The sequence below is a fragment of the Achromobacter sp. RW408 genome, from assembly GCF_003184165.1.
Lineage (GTDB): Bacteria > Pseudomonadota > Gammaproteobacteria > Burkholderiales > Burkholderiaceae_B > Achromobacter > Achromobacter xylosoxidans.
On the sequence record NZ_QHHO01000049.1, the window covers coordinates 169,744 to 192,160 of the forward strand.

At 68.4% G+C, this 22,417-nt stretch carries 20 protein-coding genes; 14 read left to right on the forward strand and 6 right to left on the reverse strand.

Features of this window, described 5'->3' with window-relative positions; genetic code table 11:
• Positions 1 to 51: 51 nt before the first annotated feature.
• From DK459_RS20265 to DK459_RS20315, 11 genes are all read left to right on the forward strand, one after another.
• A complete protein-coding gene (locus DK459_RS20265; protein WP_110135022.1) occupies positions 52 to 1,296 on the forward strand; it encodes an aminotransferase class I/II-fold pyridoxal phosphate-dependent enzyme in 1,245 nt (414 codons plus the stop codon).
• A complete protein-coding gene (locus DK459_RS20270) occupies positions 1,293 to 2,030 on the forward strand; it encodes an amino acid ABC transporter permease (RefSeq protein ID WP_054498895.1) in 738 nt (245 codons plus the stop codon). The genes DK459_RS20265 and DK459_RS20270 overlap by 4 nt, the downstream gene beginning before the upstream one ends.
• Positions 2,020 to 2,838 carry an amino acid ABC transporter permease gene (locus DK459_RS20275; RefSeq protein ID WP_054443344.1) on the forward strand — a complete coding sequence of 273 codons (819 nt, stop codon included), beginning with the start codon at positions 2,020 to 2,022 and terminating at the stop codon, positions 2,836 to 2,838. The genes DK459_RS20270 and DK459_RS20275 overlap by 11 nt, the downstream gene beginning before the upstream one ends.
• Entirely contained in the window at positions 2,825 to 3,673 is an 849-nt protein-coding gene (locus DK459_RS20280) for an amino acid ABC transporter ATP-binding protein (RefSeq protein ID WP_024068938.1), read from the forward strand. Before DK459_RS20275 ends, DK459_RS20280 begins: the two co-directional genes overlap by 14 nt.
• Before the next feature lie 26 nt (positions 3,674 to 3,699).
• Positions 3,700 to 4,326 (forward strand): cysteine dioxygenase family protein, encoded by a 627-nt coding sequence (locus DK459_RS20285; protein WP_024068937.1) that lies wholly within the window; start codon positions 3,700 to 3,702, stop codon positions 4,324 to 4,326.
• Positions 4,323 to 5,528, forward strand: a complete 1,206-nt coding sequence (gene metC, locus DK459_RS20290) for a cystathionine beta-lyase (RefSeq protein WP_110135023.1) — start codon at positions 4,323 to 4,325, stop codon at positions 5,526 to 5,528. The genes DK459_RS20285 and metC overlap by 4 nt, the downstream gene beginning before the upstream one ends.
• 122 nt (positions 5,529 to 5,650) lie before the next feature.
• Positions 5,651 to 5,998, forward strand: a complete 348-nt coding sequence (locus DK459_RS20295; RefSeq protein WP_006385371.1) for a VOC family protein — start codon at positions 5,651 to 5,653, stop codon at positions 5,996 to 5,998.
• Positions 5,999 to 6,011: 13 nt separating this feature from the next.
• On the forward strand, positions 6,012 to 6,941 hold the full coding sequence (locus DK459_RS20300) for a CysB family HTH-type transcriptional regulator (RefSeq protein ID WP_006385372.1): 930 nt from the start codon (positions 6,012 to 6,014) through the stop codon (positions 6,939 to 6,941).
• Positions 6,942 to 7,119: 178 nt separating this feature from the next.
• On the forward strand, positions 7,120 to 9,327 hold the full coding sequence (locus DK459_RS20305; protein ID WP_070540381.1) for a rhodanese-like domain-containing protein: 2,208 nt from the start codon (positions 7,120 to 7,122) through the stop codon (positions 9,325 to 9,327).
• 249 nt (positions 9,328 to 9,576) lie between these two features.
• Positions 9,577 to 10,452, forward strand: a complete 876-nt coding sequence (locus DK459_RS20310; RefSeq protein ID WP_223308532.1) for a sulfurtransferase — start codon at positions 9,577 to 9,579, stop codon at positions 10,450 to 10,452.
• Between the two features lie 81 nt (positions 10,453 to 10,533).
• On the forward strand, positions 10,534 to 11,769 hold the full coding sequence (locus DK459_RS20315; protein ID WP_110135244.1) for a YeeE/YedE family protein: 1,236 nt from the start codon (positions 10,534 to 10,536) through the stop codon (positions 11,767 to 11,769).
• Positions 11,770 to 11,915: 146 nt separating this feature from the next.
• Here the strand turns inward: DK459_RS20315 and DK459_RS20320 are convergent, their stop codons facing one another.
• Positions 11,916 to 13,106: a hypothetical protein gene (locus DK459_RS20320; RefSeq protein WP_233256841.1), complete on the reverse strand. Its 1,191-nt coding sequence runs from the start codon at positions 13,104 to 13,106 to the stop codon at positions 11,916 to 11,918.
• Between the two features lie 179 nt (positions 13,107 to 13,285).
• Between DK459_RS20320 and DK459_RS20325 the strand changes: the two genes are divergently transcribed.
• Positions 13,286 to 14,566, forward strand: coding sequence for a hypothetical protein (locus tag DK459_RS20325; protein ID WP_233256842.1), 1,281 nt, complete (start codon positions 13,286 to 13,288; stop codon positions 14,564 to 14,566).
• A 150-nt stretch (positions 14,567 to 14,716) separates the two neighbouring features.
• On the forward strand, positions 14,717 to 16,060 hold the full coding sequence (locus DK459_RS20330) for a hypothetical protein (RefSeq protein ID WP_146221914.1): 1,344 nt from the start codon (positions 14,717 to 14,719) through the stop codon (positions 16,058 to 16,060).
• Between the two features lie 19 nt (positions 16,061 to 16,079).
• On the opposite strand, the gene DK459_RS20335 is transcribed toward DK459_RS20330, so the two are convergent.
• The 5 genes from DK459_RS20335 to DK459_RS20355 form a co-directional block, all read right to left on the reverse strand.
• On the reverse strand, positions 16,080 to 16,568 hold the full coding sequence (locus tag DK459_RS20335; protein WP_006385378.1) for a heme-binding protein: 489 nt from the start codon (positions 16,566 to 16,568) through the stop codon (positions 16,080 to 16,082).
• 122 nt (positions 16,569 to 16,690) lie between these two features.
• Positions 16,691 to 17,305 carry a response regulator transcription factor gene (locus tag DK459_RS20340; protein ID WP_110135025.1) on the reverse strand — a complete coding sequence of 205 codons (615 nt, stop codon included), beginning with the start codon at positions 17,303 to 17,305 and terminating at the stop codon, positions 16,691 to 16,693.
• Positions 17,302 to 18,741, reverse strand: a complete 1,440-nt coding sequence (locus tag DK459_RS20345) for a sensor histidine kinase (protein ID WP_110135026.1) — start codon at positions 18,739 to 18,741, stop codon at positions 17,302 to 17,304. The genes DK459_RS20340 and DK459_RS20345 overlap by 4 nt, the downstream gene beginning before the upstream one ends.
• 68 nt (positions 18,742 to 18,809) lie before the next feature.
• Positions 18,810 to 19,976, reverse strand: coding sequence for an HPP family protein (locus DK459_RS20350; protein ID WP_020927788.1), 1,167 nt, complete (start codon positions 19,974 to 19,976; stop codon positions 18,810 to 18,812).
• Between the two features lie 106 nt (positions 19,977 to 20,082).
• Entirely contained in the window at positions 20,083 to 20,535 is a 453-nt protein-coding gene (locus DK459_RS20355; RefSeq protein WP_006385383.1) for a MarR family winged helix-turn-helix transcriptional regulator, read from the reverse strand.
• A gap of 97 nt (positions 20,536 to 20,632) precedes the next feature.
• Between DK459_RS20355 and DK459_RS20360 the strand changes: the two genes are divergently transcribed.
• Positions 20,633 to 22,417, forward strand: a complete 1,785-nt coding sequence (locus DK459_RS20360; RefSeq protein WP_060720236.1) for a chloride channel protein — start codon at positions 20,633 to 20,635, stop codon at positions 22,415 to 22,417.

The window sequence follows — 22,417 nt, forward strand, 5'->3', positions numbered from 1 at the left end:
CAGGGACACGCTCGATCCCCTGAACCTGATGAATCCCGGAAAGGTCCTGTCATGACTGAATCCCTGTTTCCCGGCGTGTTCGCGCGCCGCGTCCGCGGCGTGGAACTGTCGCCGATTGCCGCGGCCGGCGCGCGCGCCGCGCGGCTGGCGGCCGAGGGCCGCTCGATCGTGGCGCTGACCTCGGGCGAGCCCGACTTCGACACGCCCCAGGCCATCAAGGACGCCGCCGCGCTGGCGCTGGCGCAAGGCCAGACCAAGTACACGCCGACGGCCGGCACCGCCGCGCTGCGGCGTGCCGTGGCCGATGGCTACCGCCAGCGTCACGGCCTGCCGACCGAGTCGGCCAACGTCATCATTTCCAACGGCGGCAAGCAGGTGATCTACCTGGCCCTGGCCGCCACGCTCGACGAGGGCGACGAGGTGATCGTGCCGACACCGTACTGGCCCACCTTCCTGGATTCGGTGCGGGTCAACGGCGGCACGCCGGTGCTGGCGCCGACCGCCCAGGCCGATGGCTTCAAGCTCACGCCGCAGGGCCTGCGCCAGGCGCTGACGCCGCGCACCAAGTGGCTGATCCTGAATTCGCCCGGCAATCCGTCAGGCGCGGTCTACAGCGAGGCCGAGCTGGCGGCGTTGGCCGCGGTGCTGCGCGAACATCCGTCGGTGCTGGTGCTGTGGGACGAGATGTACGAACAGATCTGGTTCGACGAGGCGCCCGCGCACCTGCTGCGCGCCGCGCCGGATCTGGCGCGGCGCACGCTGGCGGTCAACGGCGTGTCCAAGGCCTACGCCATGACCGGCTGGCGCATCGGCTGGGGCGTGGGGCCGGCGGCGCTGATCGGCGTGCTGGAGGCGGTGCAGTCGCAGGTGTCATCGGGCCCCAGTTCGCTGGGCCAGGCCGCCGCGCTGGTGGCGTTGCAGGGCGTGGCCGATGACTTCGTCGAGAACGCGCGCCTGGCCTATGCGCGCCGGGCGCGCGTGATCGTCGACGGCCTGGGCGCGGTGCCGGGCCTGAGCGTGGCGGCGCCGCGCGGCTCGTTCTTCGCCTGGATCGGGGTGGCCGGCCTGATCGGCCAGGTCAGGCCCGATGGCGCCGTGATCGCCGACGATGGCGACGTGGCCGACTGGCTGCTGGAGGCCGAGGGCGTGGCGGTGGTGCGGGGCGCGGCCTATGGCTTGTCGCCGTACCTGCGGCTGTCGTTCGCCGCCTCGGACGCCAAGGTGGCGGAGGCTGTCGCGCGCATCGCCCGCGCGGTCGCGGCGCTGCGGCCGGCGGCGCTGGAGGCGGCCGCATGATCGAACAGGCATTGCAGGCCTGGGTGCATTTCTTCAAGCCCCTGGGCCTGAACTACGGCTTCGTGCTGGATCCGGGCGAGCTGTCCGCCTTCGGCCACGGCCTGCTGGTGACGCTGCAATTGTGCGCCTGGACTATTCCCGTCAGCCTGCTGTTCGGCGTGCTGATCGCGGCCGGGCTCACCAGCGGGCGGCCCTGGCTGGCGCGGCCGCTGCAGGCCTTCGTCGAGCTGACCCGCAACACGCCGACGCTGGTGCAGCTCTATTGCGCCTTCCTGGTGCTGAACATGCTGATCACGCAGAAGCTGGGCGGCGGCAGCCCGATCACGCCGTTCATGTGGGTGGTGATCGTGGTGGCGCTGCACAAGGGCGTGTTCCATGCCGAGGCGCTGCGCGCCGGCATCGAGGCGGTGCCGTCGGTGACGCTGGAGGCGGCGCGCTCGCTGGCCTTCTCGCGCCGCCAGATCCTGGCGCAGGTGCAGCTGCCGCTGGCGCTGCGCTTCGCGCTGCCGGCGCTGGTCAACAATCTGGTGGACCTGGTGAAGATGACCGCGATCGCCTCGGCCATTGCGGTGGGCGACGTGACCTACGAGTCCCTCATGATCTGGTCGCACCGCGACAACGTGCTGGAACTGCTGCTGCTGATCCTGCTGTATTTCGGCCTGCTGACCTGGCTGGTGAGTGTCGCCGGACGCTGGCTCGAAGCGCGCCTGAGGATGCCTGGCTATGGCCAATGAACTGGTATTGAATGCGGCCGCGGCGCGCCGGGCGGGTGGCGGATGGCTGGCATGGCTGCGCGATCCGTGGGTGGTGCTGCTGCTGGCCCTGGTGATCCTGGGCGTCGCCTGGGCGCTGACCGATACCGCCCCGCCCGCGGTGCGGCACCTGTGGCACTGGTCGCCGGCGCTGCTGCGCGGGCTGGGCATGAACGTGCAGATCAGCGTGCTGGCGATGGCGCTAGGCACGGCGCTGGGGTTGGTGGTGGGCGCGCTGTCGCTGTCGCCGTCCAGGCCGCTGCGGCGCCTGACGCGCGCCTATGTGCTGGCGTTCCGCAACGCGCCGATCCTGGTGCTGGTGTATTTCACCACCTACGTGTTCCCGTTCGAGCTGAGCCTGGGCGGCTGGAACCTGCCGTTTCCGGACTGGATCAAGGTGGTGATCGGGCTGGGCCTGCCGGCCAGCGCCAATGTCGCCGAGATCTTCCGCGGCGCCATCCAGTCGATCCCCGAAGCCCAGTGGGAGGCGGCGCAATCGCTGGCGTTCCGGCGCGCGCAGATCTTCCGCATGATCGTGCTGCCGCAGTGCGTGCGGCGCATGCTGCCGTCGTGGATGAACCTGTACGCCAGCATCACCATGAGTACCTCGCTGGCCTCGCTGGTCGGCGTGCACGACCTGGTCGACACGGCCACGGTGGCCAGCAACACGGTGGCGCGCAGCGACTTCACCGTGCTGGTCTATTTCACGCTATTGGCGCTGTTCTTCGCCTATTGCTATCCCATCGCGCGCTGGACGCGCCATCTGGAACGACGCTATGCGCATCATTGACAACGGCGCCCGCGCCGCCGAGCTCCCGCTGGTCAGCCTGCGGGACGTGCACCTGGCCTTCGGGCAGACCGAGGTGCTCAAGGGGATCGACGTCGAGGTCCGTCCGGGCCAGGCTGTCTCCATCATCGGCCCATCGGGCTCGGGCAAGTCCACCATCCTGCGCTGCATCACCGGCCTGCTGCGGCCGCAGCGCGGCGCGATCGAGGTCGGCGGCGTGCGCGTCGATGCGCTCAAGACCGAGTCCGAGCTGATCGCCCTGCGCAAGCGCGTGGGCTTCGTGTTCCAGCAATACAACCTGTTCCCGCACCTGAGCGTGCTGGAGAACCTGGTGATCTCGCCCATCAAGGTCAACGGCCAGCCGCGTGCCCAGGCCCAGGCGCTGGCGCGCGAGCTGCTGGCCAAGGTGCGCATGGACCACAAGGAAAACGCCTATCCGGGCGAACTGTCGGGCGGCCAGCAGCAGCGCGTGGCCATTGCCCGCGCGCTGGCCCTGCGGCCCGAACTGATCCTGTTCGACGAAGTGACCTCGGCGCTGGACCCGGAAATGGTGGGCGAAGTGCTGACCGTGATCCGCGACCTGGTGCAGGACGGCCTGACCTGCGTGCTGGTGACGCACGAAATGCGCTTCGCCCAGGAGGTGAGCGACGCGGTGTACTTCACCGAGGCCGGCCGCATCGTCGAGCACGGGCCGCCGGCCCGCATTTTCGGCCGGCCCGACAGCGAGCGCACCCGCGCCTTCCTGCAACGCGCCTCGGCCGAGCCGCCGGTGCGGCGCGCCCAGGCCGATCCGATCGACGCCTACCTGACCTTTGACCCGCTGCGTCTTGCAGTGTGACGCTTTTCCGAACCTCCGGAGCCGATATGACAGCCGCTAATTCCGTTACCCTTGAACGCCGCCAGCGCGTGCAGGACACCCTGGCCGACATTCGCGGCCTGCTGGCCGCCGCGCCGCTGACCCGCGACCTGCTGGCACAGATCACCGGCCGCCTCGAACAGCTGGCGCAGCAGCGCGCGCTGTTTCCCGCCGCCGAGTTCCCGCCGCCGGCGCCGGGGCAGGGCGTGGGCGCCTCGACCCGCTACCGCCTCAATCCCGACGCCGCCGCGGGCGAACCGGCGCTTTACCTGAACTCGATCAACCCCGGCAAGACCACCTTGCCGCACAATCACACCACCTGGGCGGTGATCGTGGCGCTGTCCGGCCAGGAACTGAACCGCGTCTACCGTCGCAGCGACGATGGTTCGCAGCCCGGCCGCGCGACCCTGGAACAGGTGCGCGAGGTGGTGGTGCAGCCGGGGCAACCGGTGTCGTTCCTGCCGGACGACATCCACAGCATCCATGTCACCGGCGACGAGCCGACGCTGCATTTCCACCTTTACGGCCAGCCGCTGGAAACGTTATCGGGCCGCATCGGCATCGACCTGGCCACCGGCGAGATCGTCAACTACAACGCCACCCAGATGAAGCCCGGCCAGGAGCAGCGCGCATGAGCCTCGACCACGCCCGTGTCCAGACCCGGCTGGTGCATGCCGGCAGCCCCGACCTGAAGCAGGGCGCCGGCCCGGTCAACGTGCCGGTGGTGCGCACCAGCACCGTGCGCTTTGCCGACACCGCCACCCATGCCGCGCTGAACGCGCAGCGCGCCGCCGGCGAGCGCGTCGCCACCTATGGCCGCCATGGACTGGACACGCACCAGGCGCTGGAAGCGGCGGTCGCGTCGCTGGAAGGCGGCCACCGCAGCATCCTGGCGCCGTCCGGCCTGTCGGCCATCGTGCTGGTGCTGCTGGCCACCCTGGCGCCGGGCGAGCATGCGCTGGTGTCCGACAGCGTCTATTCACCGGTGCGGCGCGTCGACAAGGCGCTGCTGCAGCGCTACGGCATCGAGGTCGAGTACTTCTCGCCCGGCCGCGACGATCTGGCTGAACGCTTCCGCCCCAACACGCGGCTGCTGTACATGGAGTCGCCCAGCTCGCTGCTGTTCGAGGTGCTGGACCTGCCGGCGCTGGCCGCCCAGGCGCGCAGCTGCGGCGTGCTGGTGGCCACCGACAACACCTGGAGCGGCGGCCTTTACTACCAGCCGCTGGCGCTGGGCGCCAACATCTCGATCCAGGCCGCCACCAAGTACCTGGCCGGCCATTCCGACGTGATGATGGGCGTGGTCACGGTCGACAGCCCCGAGCTGGCGCGGCAGGTCGGCGCCACCTACGACGCGCTCGGCCTGGCGGTAGGCGCGGACGATGCCTACCTGACGCTGCGCGGCCTGCGCACGCTGGACGTGCGGCTGGCGCGCCACCACCAGAACGCGCTGAGCGTGGCCGAATACCTGTCGCGCCATGGCGATGTGGAACGGGTCTTTTACCCGGCGTTGCCGCAGGATCCAGGCCACGCGCTGTGGCGGCGCGATTTCAGCGGCGCCAGCGGCCTGGTGTCGTTCGCATTGCGGGCCGAGCAGCCGGGCGCGGCGGCGCGCTTCATCGATGCGCTGCGCTATTTCTCCATCGGCGCGTCCTGGGGCGGCTACGAAAGCCTGGCGCTGGAAGCGGCGCCGGAAAGGCTGGCCGAGCACAGCGTGTGGCAGGGCGGCCATGAAGTGGTGCGCCTGCACATCGGCCTGGAGCATCCGCTGGACCTGGTCGAGGACCTCGACCGGGCCTTCGGCGCGGTCCGCGACGGCCTGCGCCGCAGCGCCTGACGCATATGCAAATGACCACATTTCCTTAGGGATTCTGATTATGTAGAAGCAATTACAACGTCTTTTTCCGGTTGGACCTTCGGGGTCTAGAATTTGCCTTGTTCCAAGGTTGGCGGCAGGGCATGTCCTCTATTTCTTCGATCGGATCGGTACAGCTTTCCTTCGCGGCGCGGCAGCTGGATGCCGTGCGCGAGTTCTACCGCGGCACCCTCGGGCTGGATGAAATGCCGGTCCCGGAGGGGCGCCTGCTGTTCGCGCTGGGCGACGCGACCCTGTCGCTGTCGCCGGTGGCCGAGGTCAGCCGCGAGCTCAGGGCCGACTACCTGGCCATCCGCACCCGCGCCTACGACGATATCCTGCTGCGGCTGCGCGACGCCGGCTTTCACCCGGTCTGTTCGCTGCCCGACGCCTCGCCGCGCGTCATGTACGTCAAGGACCCCAGCGGCAATCAACTGGCATTTCTCGGCTAGGCGGCGGCATCCCATGAACTTCCAGCAACTGCGTTCCGTGCGCGAGGCCGTGCGCCGCGATTTCAACCTGACCGATGTGTCCGAAAGCCTGCATACCTCGCAGCCCGGCGTCAGCCGCCAGATCCGCGAGCTGGAGGAGGAGGTCGGCGTCGACATCTTCGTGCGCTCGGGCAAGCGCCTGATCGGCCTGACGCCGCCGGGCGAGCAGATCCTGCCGCTGGTCGAGCAGATCCTGCAATGCGCCGACAACATCCGTCATGCCGGCGCTGAGTACGCCGACAGCCGCAAGGGCGTGCTGTCGATCGCGGCCACGCATTCGCAGGCGCGCTACGCCTTGCCGCCGGTGATCAAGGAATTCCGCCAGCGCTATCCCGAGGTGGTGCTGCACCTGCACCAGGGCTCGCCCAAGCAGGTCTCCGAGATGTTGCTGGAAGGCGAGGCCGATATCGGCGTGGCGACCGAGGCGGTGGCCGACTATCCCGGCCTGCTGAACCTGCCGTGCTACCGCTGGAGCCACAGCATCATCGTGCCCAAGGGCCATCCGCTCGCCGCGATGGACGGCGGCATCAGCCTGTCGCAGCTGTCGCGCTATCCCATCATCACCTACGGGCGCGGCTACACCGGCCGCGCCCACATCGACGAGGCCTTCGCCCGCGCCGGCATCACGCCCGACATCGTCATGACCGCGATGGACGCCGACGTCATCAAGACCTATGTCGAGCTGGAACTGGGCGTGGGCATCGTGGCCGCGGTGGCCTGGGACGCCGAGCGCGATACGCGGCTGTGCGCCATCGACGCGCGCCACCTGTTCGAGATCAACCTGACGCGCCTGGCGATCCGCCGCGGAGCCTGGCTGCGCGGCTATGCCTTCCACTTCATCGAGATGTTCGTGCCGACATTGACGCGCGCGGTGGTGGACCAGGCGCTCAAGGGCGAAGCCTGAGACCAGGCGCGGGCGCGCGGCTGCGTGGCCTGCGCGCCTGGCGCGATGCCGCGCCGTGCCGGCCGGCGGGCATGCGCGCATCGCCGTCCGCATAACCATAGACGCATTTCTACGTTGTCCGCGCCCGGTCGCGGACGTAGGCTGATCCGGTTCTTCAACCCCAGGAATTCCGGATCCCATGAGCACCCATCCCGATGCGGCCGCCGCCGCTTTCCGCCACGATACCGAACGCGCCCGCGCCGTGCGCGACTTCATCGCGCAGGTCAAGGCGCTGGTGCCGGACCCCGCGCGCGCCACGCCCGAACAACTGGCGCCGGTGGCCCGCCTGCTCGAAGCGCTCGGGCGCCGCGCGGAATTGTTTCCCGCCGAGGCCTTTGCCGTCGTGCCCGGACGGCCCACCTCGATCTACCGCCTGGCCGAGGACGCCGACGGCGGCTACGCGTTGTACCTGTCGCTGGGCGAGCCCGGCAAGGCGCAGCCGCCGCACGACCACACCACCTGGGCCATCATCGCCGGCGTGGCGGGCAACGAGCGCAACGAGGTCTATGCGCGCAGTGCCGGCAATGAGCCGGGGCGCGACGTGCTGACCCACGTACGGCGGGTGGATGTGGCGGTGGGCGATTCCATCGTGCTGGGACCGGCCGACGTGCACACCATCGAACTGGTGGGCGACGCGCCCGGCGCGCACCTGCATTTCTACGGCCTGGCGCTCGACCGCCTGCACGGCCGCGTGGTGTTCGAGAGCACCGCCGGCGGCGCCTATCGCACCTTTTCGCCGCCCGCCGCGATCTACCATGCGCGCCTGTCGCCCGCCGGGTTGCAGGAGGCTTTGCGCGGCGAGGCCGAGATCGCCGTGCTGGACGTGCGCGAAGCAGGCCGCTACGCCCGCCGCCATCTGCTGTACGCGGTGCCGGCGCCGCTGTGGCGCCTGGAGGTGCTGGCCGACCGCCTGGTGCCGCGCCGCGACACCCGCATCGTGCTGGTGGACGACGACGAGACCCTGGCGCACCAGGCCGCCGCCAAGCTGACGCGCCTGGGCTGGACCGACATCTCGGTGCTGGCCGGCGGCACCGACGGCTGGGAGCGGGAAGGGCGCGAACTGTTCTCTGGCACCAACGTGCCCAGCAAGGCGTTCGGCGAAGTCATCGAACACGAAAAGCACACGCCGTGGATCGACGTCGACGAACTGCACGAGCGGGTCGCGCGCGGCGACGACATCGTGGTGGTCGACAGCCGCACGCCCGAGGAATTCCACAACTTCACGCTGCCGTTCTCGCACAGCCTGCCGGGCGCCGAGTTGGTCTACCGCATCCGCGAACTGGCGCCGGATCCCAGCACCTTCGTGGTGGTGAACTGCGCCGGCCGCACGCGCAGCATTGTTGGCGCGCAGACGCTGATCGACGCCGGCATCCCGAACCGCGTCGCGTCGCTGCGCAACGGCACCATGGAATGGCTGCTGTCCGGCCGCGAGCTGGCCTATGGCCGCCAGCCGGCGCTGCCCGAACCGTCGGCCGACAGCGCCGCCGCCGCGCGCGAGCAGGCGCGCGGCGTGGCGCAGCGTGCCGGCATCGGCCACATCGACGCGGCCACGTTGCGCGCCTTCGAGGCCGAGCAGGGCACGCGCACGCTGTACAAGTTCGACGTGCGCACCCGCGAGGAGTACGAGACCGGCCACCTGCCGGGCTGGCGCTGGGCGCCTGGCGGCCAACTGGTGCAGGCCACCGACGAGTACCTGGCCACCCGCCGCGCGCGCGTGGTGCTGGCCGACTGGGACGGCGTGCGCGCCCAGACCACCGGCGCCTGGCTGGCGCAACTGGGCGCGGTCGAGGTCTACCTGTACCAGCCGCCGGCGCTGGCGCCGTTGGAACGCGGCGCCGAACCGCGGCGGGTGCTGCGGCACCGGCCCGACGTGCCGGCGCTGCGGCCGCAGGCCTTGCAGGCGGCTATCGACGCGGGTTCGGCGGAGGTCTTCGACATCGAATCGCGCTTGGCCTACGAGCGCGGCCACGTGCCGGGCGCGCGCTACGCCGCGCCGGATCGCCTGCATGAGTTCCTGCCGGCCGACACGCAGCGCACGATCGTGCTGACCTCGCCCGACGGCGTGCTTGCCGCCGTGGCGGCGGCCGAACTGGCCTGGCGCACCGGCCGCCCGGTGCGCTACCTGCTGGGCGGCACCCGCGCCTGGCAGGCGCAGGGCCTGCCGCTGGCGCAAGGCGCCGATGGCGTGCTGACGGGCGACGACGACCAGAGCATCAGTCCGTACCTGTTCGACGATCTCTCGGCGCGCGACCAGGGCTTTCGCGACTACCTCGATTGGGAATTGGGGTTGGTCGCGCAGCTGGAGCGGGACGGCAGCGAGGATATCCGGCTGATTGCGGCGGCATAGGCGCGGCGGCGCGCGAGCGATGGGCGGCCGACACGGTACCGCCCATCGCCTGCCTGCGCGGCCGCGCCTTTTGCGCTTGGCGCCGCGATCTGCGCGTTGCGGTAATCAGGTTATGACCACTTAATTGTTCCTGACTGTAAGCTGAACAAATATGCTCCGGTTTCCCAGGCCTGATCGTGCCTGCTACCGGAGAACGTGATGTCCCTTTCCAAATTGCTGGCGGGCGCCTTCGCCGCGCTGGCCGCGCTGATGGCCTTTCCCGCCACGGCGCAGCATGCCAAGTATCTGGTCACCACCGAGTGGCTGGAGAAGAACCTGAACGACCCCAAGGTGCGCGTCATCGAGGTGAGCGTCAACCCCGGCCTGTTCGAGCGCGGCCACATCCCGGGCGCCAGCAACGTCAACTGGCACACCGACCTGGTCGACACCGTCAACCGCGACATCGCGCCGCCCGCGCAGTTCCAGGCCCTGTTGCAACGCACCGGGGTCAACAGCGACAGCACCACAGTGCTGTATGGCGACAACAACAACTGGTTCGCCGCGTGGGGCGCCTGGATCTTCGACATCTATGGCATCGAGAACGTCAAGATCCTGGACGGCGGCCGCAAGAAGTGGGAAGCCGAAGGCCGGCCGCTGTCCAACAGCGTGAAAATCCCGGCCGCGGGCAATGCCCGGCCGAAGGATGCCAACACCGCGTTGCGCGCCCACTTGCAGGACGTATTGGCCGTGGCGCGCAAGGACAAGGCGGGCGTGCTGGTCGACATCCGCTCGGCCGATGAATACAACGGCAAGATCTTCGCGCCCAACGGCGTGCCGGAACTGGCGGTTCGCGCGGGCCACGTGCCGGGCGCGGTCAATGTCACCTGGAGCAAGCTGGTGGCGGAAGACGGCACCTTCAAGTCGGCCGATGAACTGCGCGCCATCTACCAGGCGGCGGGCGTGGACGGCAGCAAGCCCATCATCACCTATTGCCGCATCGGCGAGCGCTCCAGCCATTCGTGGTTTGCGCTGCGCAAGCTGCTGGGCTACGACGTGCGCAACTACGACGGTTCGTGGACCGAGTACGGCAACAGCGTCGGTTCGCCGATCAGCAATCCGTCCGGCACCGTGTGGGGCAAGACCTGAGTGAGCGCCCAGGCAACCCCCGCGTCGCCGGCTTCGCCGCCGACGGCGTTCACGGCGGCCGCGACCCCGCCGGCCGTCCCGGTGATCGCCAATGCGGCAGCCGTGGCGCTGCTGGCGGCCATTGGCGTGGCCGCCTGGTGGCTGGCGTCGCAGCCCGAGGGCGGCCGCGGCCTGTCCCTGTCGCTGCTGCTCGGCGCCGCCTTCGGCATCGTGTTGCAGCGTTCACGATTCTGCTTCTACTGCATCGCGCGTGACGCGATCGAGCGCCGCGACCCGGCCGGCGCCTATGCCGTGCTGGTGGCGCTGGCGGTCGGCACGCTCGGCTATCACGCGGTGTTCGGCGCGTTCCTGCCCATACCCGCGGCCGAGCGCCTGCCGCCCGGCGCGCACATCGGGCCGGTCAGCCTGGCGCTGGTGGCCGGGGCGTTCGTGTTCGGGGTCGGCATGCGCATCTCGGGCTCCTGCATCAGCGCGCACTTCTACCGCCTCGGCGAAGGCGCGCTGGCCTCGCCGTTTGCGCTGCTGGGCGCGGGGCTCGGCTTCGTGCTGGGCTTCGCGTCGTGGAACGCCTTGTACCTGGCGATGATCCAGCAGGCGCCGGTGCTGTGGCTGCCGCACCATCTGGGATACGGCGGCACCGTGCTGCTGCAGGGCGCGGCGCTGGTGCTGCTGGCGCTGGGCCTGGGCCGGCTTGGCCGGCGCGCCCCGCCTCTGCGCCCGGTCGACGGGGCGCCTGCCGGCGCCGCCATCGCCACAGCGAGTTTCCCCGAGGCCGCGCCAGCCACCACGGCGTTGTCCTCGCCATGGCAGGCCATACTGCGGGATCGTTGGCCGCCGGCGGTCGGCGGCCTGCTGGTGGCGGTCATCGGCGTCATCGCCTATCTGCGGATCGCGCCGCTAGGCGTGACCGCAGAACTGGGCAGCGTGGCCCGCACCGCGGCCTCCGCCGTCGGCGCGCTGCCGACGCGGCTGGAGGGACTGGACACCTTCGCCGGCTGCGCCACCGCGGTCAAGCAGGCGCTGCTGTCCAACAACGGCGCCTTCGTGTTGGCGCTGGTGGCCGGCGCCTGGGCCGCCGCGCTGGTCGCCGGCGCATTCCGCCCGCGGCGGCCGACGGTGCGCGAGATCCTGCGCAACTTCATCGGCGGCATCCTGATGGGGTGGGGCGGCATGACCGCGCTGGGCTGCACCGTTGGCACGTTGTTGTCCGGCGTGATGACGGGCGCGGCGTCGGGGTGGATCTTCGGCGCGGCGTGCGTGGCGGGGATCTGGGCGGCGCTGAAGCTGCGGCCGACCCGGCCTACGCTGTCACAATAGAACGAGTCCTATGTCGCGTTGCAGACTGGAGGGGGCACCCGACGGTTCCATCGTCTCTGTCGGAAAACCAGGGTCATCCACCAGACCGAAATCTGCTGGAATCGCCGTATTCGGAAGCCATCTTCGTTCACTCCAATCGTCAAGAACTACGGTTTCACTTCGCTATTGCCCAATGCAGATGAAGCTGCCACGGGGATGATCTCCGCATCTGCCCACGGGGGCAGGCGGATGGCGGACCATGTTGTGGTAGCGATATCCAGCAGAGCCATTCCTCCGAGCCTGTTGCCCCGCGTGGAGGGCTGATCCATGTAGATCGCCGCGATATAGTCGCCGCCGGGCGCGCATAGCAATTCGCGAGGCTCAAATACCGACTCTGAATTCCCATGCATTAACTGCCACCCTTGCCGCACGCCTTGCGAGGACAGGCGGATCACACTCAATCCATGGCGACGCGTTTGTCCCTGGAGGCAAAGATGGCCAGCCCGGTCCTGGGACGGCAGCTCGGCATGCAAGATTCCATCAAAGGCACATGGGACCGGCACCCTGTCGTCTCCACGTCTCATTCGATAAATCTCGCTACGCCCATAGCGATTGTGGTAATCGGTGAAGAGCCCGGACGGGCCGTAGGACTGGAAGAGAATTTCGTCGTCCGAAACGTATTGCGCCTGTCCCCCTTCGACAAACTTGAACAAACCCGAGAAAGGGCGTTCCGTGCCGCGCGAGAAGTCAAACTCCCACAGATCGAACTCCAGAAGGCGCACGCGCCGACTTGGTGGCAACAGGCGCGCACTGCGCCAGAATGCGATCCTCGTCTCGTCCAGAGACATGAAAGGGGATAACTTGTTTCCTCGCGCCGCCGGAATGATCGCCAGCACACCGCCTTCGCTGGGCATCAGCGCAATTTCAGATTCATCCAGCGAGCGGCGCTCCTCGTCTTCGGAGTCACCGGGAATCTTCCGACGAGACATTACGATGTAGCGCCCTTGCGGCGAATAGTGCGCGTACGTGTAGCGAAAGCCTTCAGGCAATCCGTAGCGATACAAACGGCCTGTCTTCAACTGGTAACGCATCACGTCACAGCGCTGATGAATCCGCTCAACGCACTCGACGAACAACCAGTCGCTGCCATTCGGATGAATGCTCAGCGAACGGATCTCACGGCCGCCATTGGGCGGCGAGAAGCGCGTCTGCGCGGTGGGCGTCGCCACCTCGGCCGCGGCCCTCGCTTTCACTTCGGTAGTCGAGGGTGGTGAGGCGAGGAAAGACCACCACAATGGCAAGACGCAAGCCGCCGTCAAAGCCGCGGCGAAGGTCCACCCTCGATTTCGTTTCATCATTGCGTCCGCTTGCCTTCAGACGCCCGCAGGACAGCGGGACGATGCCCAACAACGTATATCGATCGTCAAGGTGACGAAAGCGCCGATTCGGCTAAAGCGGACCAACCTCCGTCAAGCCGCCGTTGTCGTCGACGGGCGCCCGAACTCACGCGAGGCGCTATTAATAGGAATTGTTCCTATTGTGGCCGTTCGAGTCTGGAGTTGTAGCGGGCATCGAGATACGTTGCCGAGGATTGTTCCGCCGCTTTGGCGGGCTTCTGACCTGTGCGAAGGCGACGATGAAGCGAAATCGAGCGTGGATTTTCGCGGCAGGCGCGACGGTGGTCTGCGTGCTGCCCCTGTGGTGGTCGCTCTGGACTTCGGCTTCCCTGGGCGCGCACGAGAAAAAAGCACCCGCCGCTGTGGTGGAAACGCCGACCACGCGGACACCGTTCTCGCCACCCAATGCTGGCAGGGATATCCGCTCCCTGAGTGTGCATCCGAACGGCGTGGATTGGCTGTTTGTCGAATGCGCCCAAAGCGGCGACAACCGCTGCGACGTCATGCGTTACCAACTCGATTCCGGCCGGCTGTATCGCTACGCGCTGCCGCCCGCTTATTCCTATACCTATGCGCGCTATTCGCCCAAAGGCAATTTCATTGTGATGTCGCGCATGCCCGTCTATGGAGATACCGAAGAGGACCTGCGCCGTTCGCTTCATGACCTGCAAATCGTACTGATGCGCGCGGACGGCAGCGCCTTCGAGGTTGTGCCGGTTGCGCCGGGCAATAAGTTGTCGCCGTTCATGTCTCCCGACGAGTCGCGGATCGCATTCTGGCGCAGCGAGCGCCTGGTTCCTCCGGGCCGGCGAGTGCGGCTGCTGGAGTTCGATATCTGGGAGTTCGACCGGCGCGGCATGCATGAACAGCCGTTCGCGGGCATCTTCAAATTTGTGGAAGGTGGCCAGGCGCAGTACATCTCGGACGATGAAATCCTGCTCGAATCCTTTGGTCCGTCCGGCCTGTTTTCACGCTATCACGAGATATACGCGGGCAGCGCAATCTATCGGATGCGTCGGGGGAATGAGGTGGTGCCGATCCCCGTTGTGTTCGACGGAATAGAGCATGCCCAGATGCCATTCATGGACCGCGCGGGAAATCTCTGCCTCTGGGGGCAGACGCCGCGCTATGGACTCACCATCATCCGAATTTCCGTGGACGGGCGGCGCCAAGCCTGGCAGGAGGTGCCATTGTCGTCGGAGCCATGGTTCGAGCCGAGGGAGCTCGTTTGCGATTCGAGCGGGAGGTATATCGCATCTATATATCGAGATCACCCGGTACGTTTTGGCGGCGGTACGGGCGGGCTCGCCATGCTCGATATCGCTACCGACACATGGTCCACGGTTCCACTTCCCCCACCGTGGAAGGCAGAAGAAATCCCAGTCGCAGTTTCGCACGAAGAGGCGCGCGTCAGGCCTTAGTGCTTTAACACAGAGGAAACCGAAATGGCATCCGAGGACGGCAGCATCAGAATTCAAGATCCGAGCTCGAACCCTTCCAGTTGGCTACCGGTATATGGCAGGTGGTGCGGGCCGGATTGGTCCGCCGGGGAGCGGGGGACGACGAAGAGCATGGCCGAACTTGTTCGAGAACGCGTTTTTCAACGTATCGGTCCCGCCGGCGGATCCAAGGTCGAGAGCCCGTTGGATCTGCTCTGCAAGGAGCATGACTTGGCCTACTTTGAGGCAGAAAGTCACCCTGGCAGTGAAGCAACGCAGAAATTTGAAGCGGATATGGATCTGCTGAGAAAAGTTGCCGCACTCGACGAAACTCTGCTCACGAAAAGCGAGAAAACCTACAGCAAACTGATGGCGCTCGCTTTCGCCGAGAAAATCTTCAACGTCGATGTCCCCGCTCTTGGATACGAGGTGGTCGTGACGGCGATGAAGGATCTGCTGCTATCGCTCCATGGCCTCTTCGAAAAAATTGAGGGTCTGTCCTATATGGATCAGTTCGGCGCCATGATGTGGGGAGCGGTCGATGAAGGAGACCTCCACGGCGGGTTCGGTGATCAGGAATTCTGGGATATCCCGTTCACACGGTTCACGCTGACCGCGACCGATACGGCGGGGCGCAGTGCGCTAATTTCGTATTACGCGGATCCGTATCGGCAAGCTCACGGTATCGCTGCTGTTGTCGCTGGCGAAATAGTCGAAGGATCGGCCCGAACGATAACAATCTATGACGATGGCTTTGTCACTGCGCAATCCGGTGTGCAGGACCCTGTCGTGCTGGCGGAGCCATTGACCATGGCCTGGCCTGGGCTGTATCTCGACGATTTTCAGGTCTTCCCTGACGTGATCCCTGTCAGATCGCCCGCGGCGACATCGGAGCCTCCCGCAAGCGATCCGGATGTGGCGAATATGCCGATACCTTCGATCATCGACGTCGGGCCCATAACCTTATATCCATTGCCGTCGGTCCCTTTACCTTCGTTACCCGAACCAACCGCTCCTCCTGAGGGGCAATCGGCGCCGCCCGACAGAACTGATGGCGGTCCGTTTTACGCGGTGTTGGTAGACCCCCCGTTTCCTGACGACGGAACGGGTTTGAAGGGGCCGCCACCGCCACCCATTGTGGTCTACGGCAGCCCCAGCAATGACTGGTTCAACGCGACTTGGGACCTGTTCCAATGCGATAGCCCCGACTTTTTCACGAAGAGTTTCTGCGATGGCCTGCTGCGTGACGCTAATCCCTTGGCGACTGATCGGGCCGCCGACCTTCGGATAGGGCAGGACCTCGATCAGCTCGTTGCATCCGATGCGCACCGGATGGAGATACAGGCGCAGCAAGACAAGCAATCCAGCGCGCCGCTATCCGATACGGACAATGCGTGGCCGTTCGACGGAAGCTGGGCGCTCGCGGACGCGAGTTGCGCCGTGGTGGGCAATAACGTCGATGATGTCGGCTGGTGATCCGGCGCGCGCGCACCGCTTACTTGAACAACGCCGCGTTCTCTTCCAGCACCGTGTCCGCGCATTGCGCGTCCAGGTTGCCGCCCGGCGCGCCGGCCACGCCGATGGCGCCGATGACGTTGTTGCCGGCCTTGATGGGCACGCCGCCGCCCAGCAGCAGGTAGCCGGGGATGTCGGTCAGGTTGGCGGCGCCGGGGTTTTTCTGCGCGTTCTCCATGATGGCCAGGGTCGGCGCCTTGGCGGAGGCCGAGGTGAAGGCCTTGGCGCGGCTGGCTTCGATGGTGTGCGGGCCGGCGTTGTCGGCGCGCACGAAGGCCTTGAGCAGGCCGGCGCGGTCGACCACCGAGGCGCTGACGTTGTAGCCCTTGGCCTGGCAGGCGGCGACGGCGGCGCTGGCCAGCTTCTGGGCGTCGGCGGTCGAGATATTGCTTTCGGTGAGCACGGCGGCTTGGGCGGCGCCGCTGACGGCGAGCGTGGCAACCAGGGCGGCGAGCGGGTGGCGGGTCATGGTCTGCGTCCTTTTTTCGTGTGGGGATCAGGAGCAGTCAGTGTGGCCAAAAGGGCGGCGGCGCGGTATACGCCCGATTACCCACGCGCCTCCGTAGCGCTACGGAGGCGGCGGGGCGGGCTTCAGTCCAGCAGCGTGGCGTACTGGCGGATCAGCTGCGCCAGCGAGTCGGCTTCGAGCTTGGCGAAGACGTTGGCGCGATAGGTTTCGACGGTACGCGGCGACAGGTCGAACTCGCGCGCGATTTCCTTGTTGCTCATGCCCTGCACGATGCGCTCGAGCACTTCGTGCTCGCGCGTCGACAGGCGCGCCAGGCGGTCGGCGGCGGCCTGGGTCACGGCCAGCCGCTCGCGGCGGGCGATGTGGCCGCGCACAGCGGCCTGCACGGCGTCCAGGAACACGTCGTCGTCCACCGGCTTTTGCAGGAATTCCATGGCGCCACCCTTGAAGGCGCGGCGGCACAGGTCGACATTGGCGTGGCCGGTCAGCATCACCACCGGCAGGTCGGACGTATCGGCCAGCCACGCCAGCACGTCGAGCCCGCTGATGCCGGGCATGCGGATGTCCAGCACCACGCAGCCGATGGCCTGCGGCGCCAGCTGCGCCAGGAATTGCTGCGGGTCGGCATGGCTTTCGCTGCGCAGGCCGACGGTGCGCAGCAGCAGCGCCAGCGCGTCGCGCACGGCGTCGTCGTCATCGACCAGGTAGACCAGCGGCGATTGGGCGGACAGGTTCATGCGGCGTCTCCGGCCAGCGGCAGCGCCAGGGTGAAGCAGGCGCCAGCGGGTTGCAGGTTGCGCGCGGCGAGGCGGCCGTCCATGGCGCCGGCCAGCGTTTCGCAAAGCGCCAGGCCCAGCCCCATGCCCTGGGCGCGGGTGGTGTAGAACGGCGTGAACAGCCGGGGCAAGGCGTCGGCGGCGATGCCGGGGCCGTTGTCGCTGACGCTGAAGACGTAGGTGGCGCCGTCGGCGCGGCCTTCGAGCGCGATGTGGCGGGCGCCGGAGGCGCCGGCCAGCGCGTCGGCGGCATTCTGCACCAGGTTGTGCAGGATCTGTTCCAGCGCCACCCGGTCGGCCAGCGGCCGGGCCTGGGGGCTGGCGTTGCGCCAGCTCAGCTGGATGCCCTGGCGCGCCAGCTCGGGTTCACGCAGGAAACGCAGCGAGGCCACCAGCGCGTCCGGGTCCAGCGCTTCGCGCCGGCCCGGCGCGCTGGGCTGCACCAGGGCGCGCATGCGAGTGATGATGTCGGCGGCGCGCTTGGCCTGTTCGGCGCTGGCCAGCAAGGCGCGGCGCACCGTGGGGCGTTCCTCGTCGTCGTCCAGCAGGCGTTGCGCGGCGCGCGTCTGCGCCAGGATCGCGGTCAGCGGCTGGTTCAGCTCGTGGGAGATGCCGGCCGCCATTTCGCCCAGGGTGCTCAGGCGCGCCATCGCGGCGACGCGCGCCTGTTCCTGCTGGCGCCTGGCCTCGGCGCGCGAGCGTCGGCCGGCCGACACGCCCGCCACCAGCAGCGCGCTGGTCAGGGCCCACAGCAGCCACGGCAGCCAGGGCCAGGTGGCCGGCGTCAGCGTGCGCGCGCTGTGCAGCATGAAAGGCTGGCTGGCCGCGCCCAGCGGTTTGGCCAGCGCCAGCGGCCAGCCGGACGGGGCGGGTTCGGGCTGGCGTTGCAGCAGCGCCAGCGGCTGCGGGCCGATGGCAAGCGTCAGGTTGGCCAGGCCGGCGGGAAAGTCGGCCGCGGCGAGCAGGTCGCGCGCGTCCACCAGCAGGCTCCAGCTGGATGGCGACACCAGCCAGTAGCGGGCGGCGTCCAGCGGCAGCGTGACGGGGCGGCCCAGGCCGCGGGCCTGCGCCACGGCGGCGCGCAGGCCGGGCGGCTCCGGGGCGCTGCCGGCCCAGGCGCCGTCCGGCAGGTAGCCGAGCGCGCGCAATTGCGGCATGGCCGGACGCAGGCTGGGAAACAGCCGTTCGGGCGCGGGCGGATGCGACAGCGCGGCCAGCGTGGCCAGCACGGCTTCGTGCTGCACGGTCTTCTGGCTCAGCATGCGTTGCGCCACGCTGGTGTCCTGGAAAAAACGGTCGTACTGGTCGACGTAGTGCTGGCGGCCGATCCAGAGGGCGCCAAGGCAGAACAGGACCAGCCAGTAGAGGAGGGCGCGGTGGCGCAAGGGGGGCTTCACGCTGGAATTATGCCCTGCGGGCCGCCCGCCCCGGAATCCGTAGGGCTACGGAGGCGGGCGCCGCCGCTTCAAGCGGCCAGGCGGTCGCTGTCGTCGGTGTCGGGCGCGGTCTGGGAAGCGGCCGACAGCGCCATCTGGTGCAGCGCGGCCACCAGGTCGGATTGGGTCACCAGGCCGACCAGCACGCGGTCCTCGCCCAGCACCGGCACGCAGTGCAGGCTGTCGGACATGGGGCGGGCCAGTTCGATCGCGGGCAGGTCGGGGTGGGCGAACGGCACTTCCGAGCGCATGCAGTCGGCCACCAGCAGGTCGGCGGGCGCGCCGCCGGCCGCGGCCACCTGGGCCGGCCGGCTCTTGCGCGCCAGCACGTCGCCCTGGGCCAGCATGCCGGCGTAGTGGCCGGCGGAATCAAGCACCGGCAGCCATTGCAGCCGGTGCTTGTCGAACAGGCGCACGGCGTAGTCCAGCGGATCCTGCTGCTGCACCGAGACCACGTCGCGCGACATGATGTCGGCGCAGCGCACGTCGCCAAAGCGGCGGCGGCTGGCGCGCAACTCGGCCGCCAGCACGATTTCCTCGAGGTCTTCCTTGCTGATGTCGAGCAGCTCGCCGCGCTGCGCCAGGGCCTGGTCGAGATCGGCGCGCGAGAAACCGAGCCGCGCGCTGGGCGCCGGATCGCGGGTCTGGTGATTGGTGGCCGGTTCGGCGTGGCGGCGCGGGTAGTTGCGCTTGAGCAGGCCGTTGAAGACCACGGCGATGCTGAGCAGGATGGCGGAATTCAAGGCCACCGGCCACAACGCGAAGCCATAGCCCAGCGCCGCCACCTGCGGTCCGCCCAGCACCGCGGTCAGGGCCACGGCGCCGCTGGGCGGGTGCAGGCAGCGCAGCCAGAACATGGTGGCGATCGCCAACGCGGCGGCGGTAGCCGCGGCCACGCCGGGGTCGGCGATCGATTGGGCGCAGAACACGCCGATCAGGGCCGAGACGAAATTGCCCGCCATGATCGACCAGGGCTGGGCCAGCGGGCTGGCGGGCGCGGCGAACAGCAGCACGGCGGAAGCGCCCATGGGTGCGATGAACCACGGATTGGCGCTGCCCAGCGCATGGTGTCCGACCCATTCGGTGCAGAACAGCCCGACCAGCGCGCCTACCGCGCCATAGAGCTTCTCGCGTGTATTGACGCCGACCGGCGCTGGCGCGAACGCACCCAGCCAGCGCTTGATTGCCACACCCAAAACCTTCTCCTCGCCGTTCCAGATATATCGGGGGACGACAATTTATCACGCGGCGCGCCGGGCGGCGGCATGAGCTTATGCCTGCAAGTGATAAGAAACGCGGGAATCAGCGGTCGGCGGGATCGTCGCCGATGCGCGCCAGCAGCCGTGTCAGCAGCGGGCGCATGGCGCGCAATTCTTCCAGGTGGGAAGCCGACAGGCTGGCCAGGATGCGCTCGGCCTTGTCGGTCAGCACCACTTCGACGCGGCGGCCATCGGCGGCATCGGGTTCGCGGCTGACCAGGTCGAGCCGCTCCAGCCGGTTGACCAGTTCGGCGGCGGTGTGCGGTCGCACCAGCAGGCGTTCGGCGATCTCGCCCACGTACAGGCCGCGTCGGCCAGGCGCGCCGGGGCGGCTGCCCTTGATGGCCAGCAGCGCCTGGTGCTGCTGCGGCATCAGTTCAAGGCCGGCGGCGGCGTTTTCGCTGAAGGCGGCGAACTTGCGCAGCGCGTAGCGGAAATCGGCCAGCAGTTCGTAGTCCGAGGCGGAGGGCAGGGCGGGGGGCTTGGAACGTTTCACGGGCCGATTCTAATATATGTCGTGATACGATATATTTGATCTTTCGCAAATCTCCCTCCCGCCCGGCTTGCCGTTTTCTTCCCTTTCCCCTCGAATCATGCCTCCCGTTTCTTCTTCCGCCCGCGCCTTGCGGCTGGGCGACTTCACCACCGACAAACGTGTCGTGCTGCTGATGGCGCTGGCCGTGCCGACCGGCCTGGCCAGCGTGGCCGCGGCCTGGGCCCTGCTGCGCCTGATCGCGCTGTGCACCAACCTGGCCTACCACGGCCTGTTTTCGTTCGCCGACCTGCCCATCACCACCGGCCGGCTCGGGCCGGCGTCGGTGCTGATTCCCGTCGTCGGCTGCCTCATCATCGGCCTGATGGCCCGCTATGGATCCGAGAAGATCCGCGGCCACGGCATTCCCGAGGCGATGGAAGCCATCCTGATAGGCAAGAGCCGCATCGCGCCCAAGGTCGCGGTGCTCAAGCCGGTGTCGTCGGCCATTTCCATCGGCACCGGCGGCCCGTTCGGCGCCGAGGGTCCCATCATCATGACCGGCGGCGCCATCGGCTCGCTGCTGGCGCAGACGATCCACTTGAATGATGGCGAGCGCAAGACGCTGCTGGTGGCGGGCGCGGCCGCGGGCATGACGGCGATCTTCGCCACGCCGCTGGCCGCGGTGCTGCTGGCGGTGGAGCTGCTGCTGTTCGAATGGAAGCCGCGCAGCTTCCTGCCCGTGGCCACCGCCGCGCTGGTGGCCGCCGCCGCGCGCGCCTTCGTGCTGGATGCCGGGCCGGTCTTCAGCTACGCCGGCGCCATGTCGTTCACGCCATGGCACTTGCTGGCGTGCGCCGCCGTGGGGGTGTTGGCGGGGCTGGGCTCGGGCGTGCTGACGTCGCTGGTGTACGCGGCCGAGGACCTGTTCGAGAAACTGCCGCTGCACTGGATGTGGTGGCCGGCCCTGGGCGGCCTGGCCATCGGCATCGGCGGCCTGATCGACCCGGCCGCGCTGGGCGTGGGCTATGACAACATCCGCCACCTGCTGGCCGGCGACCTGGCGCTGCAGGCGGTGTTGCTGCTGCTGGTGGTGAAAGTGGCGATCTGGTCGATCGCGCTGGGTTCGGGCACCTCGGGCGGGGTGCTGGCGCCCTTGCTGATCTTCGGCGGCGCCCTGGGCGCGTTGGCCACGCCGTGGCTGCCGCAGGCGGCGCCGGGCTTCTGGGCGCTGGTGGGCATGGCAGCGATGATGGGCGGCACCATGCGCGCGCCGCTGACGGCCACGCTGTTCGCGGTCGAGCTGACCGGCAACCTGGGCGCGTTGCTGCCGGTGCTGGCCGCCTGCGTGTTCGCCTACGGCGTCACGGTATTGCTGCTGCGCCGTTCCATCCTGACCGAGAAAATCGCGCGCCGCGGCCACCACATCAGCCGCGAATACCGGGTCGATCCATTCGACCTGCTGCGCGCCAGCCAGGTCATGACCACGCCGGTGCAGACCCTGCCGGACGCCTTGACGGTGGCGCAGGCGATCGCGCATTTCACGACCGCGCAGCCGGTGCACACGAGCTATCCCGTCATCGATGCCGAGGGCGTGGCGGTGGGCGAGGTGACCCGCGCCGACAGCCTGGCCTGGGCGCTGGAGCCGGCGCGGCAAGAGCAGACCCTGGCGCAGGCGCTGCGAGGGCGCGAACTGGTCTACGGTTATCCCGAGGAACTGGCCAGCCAGATCGCCGACCGCATGGCGCTGTCCGGCGCCGGCCGCGTGCCGATCCTGGAGCGCGGCACCGGCCGGGTGTTGGGCATCGTCGGCCGCAAGGACCTGTTCCGCAGCCGCGCCCGGCGCCTGCGCGAGGAAAGCGAGCGCGCGGCATTCCTGCGGCGGGCGCCATCCTCCGGAGCCTGA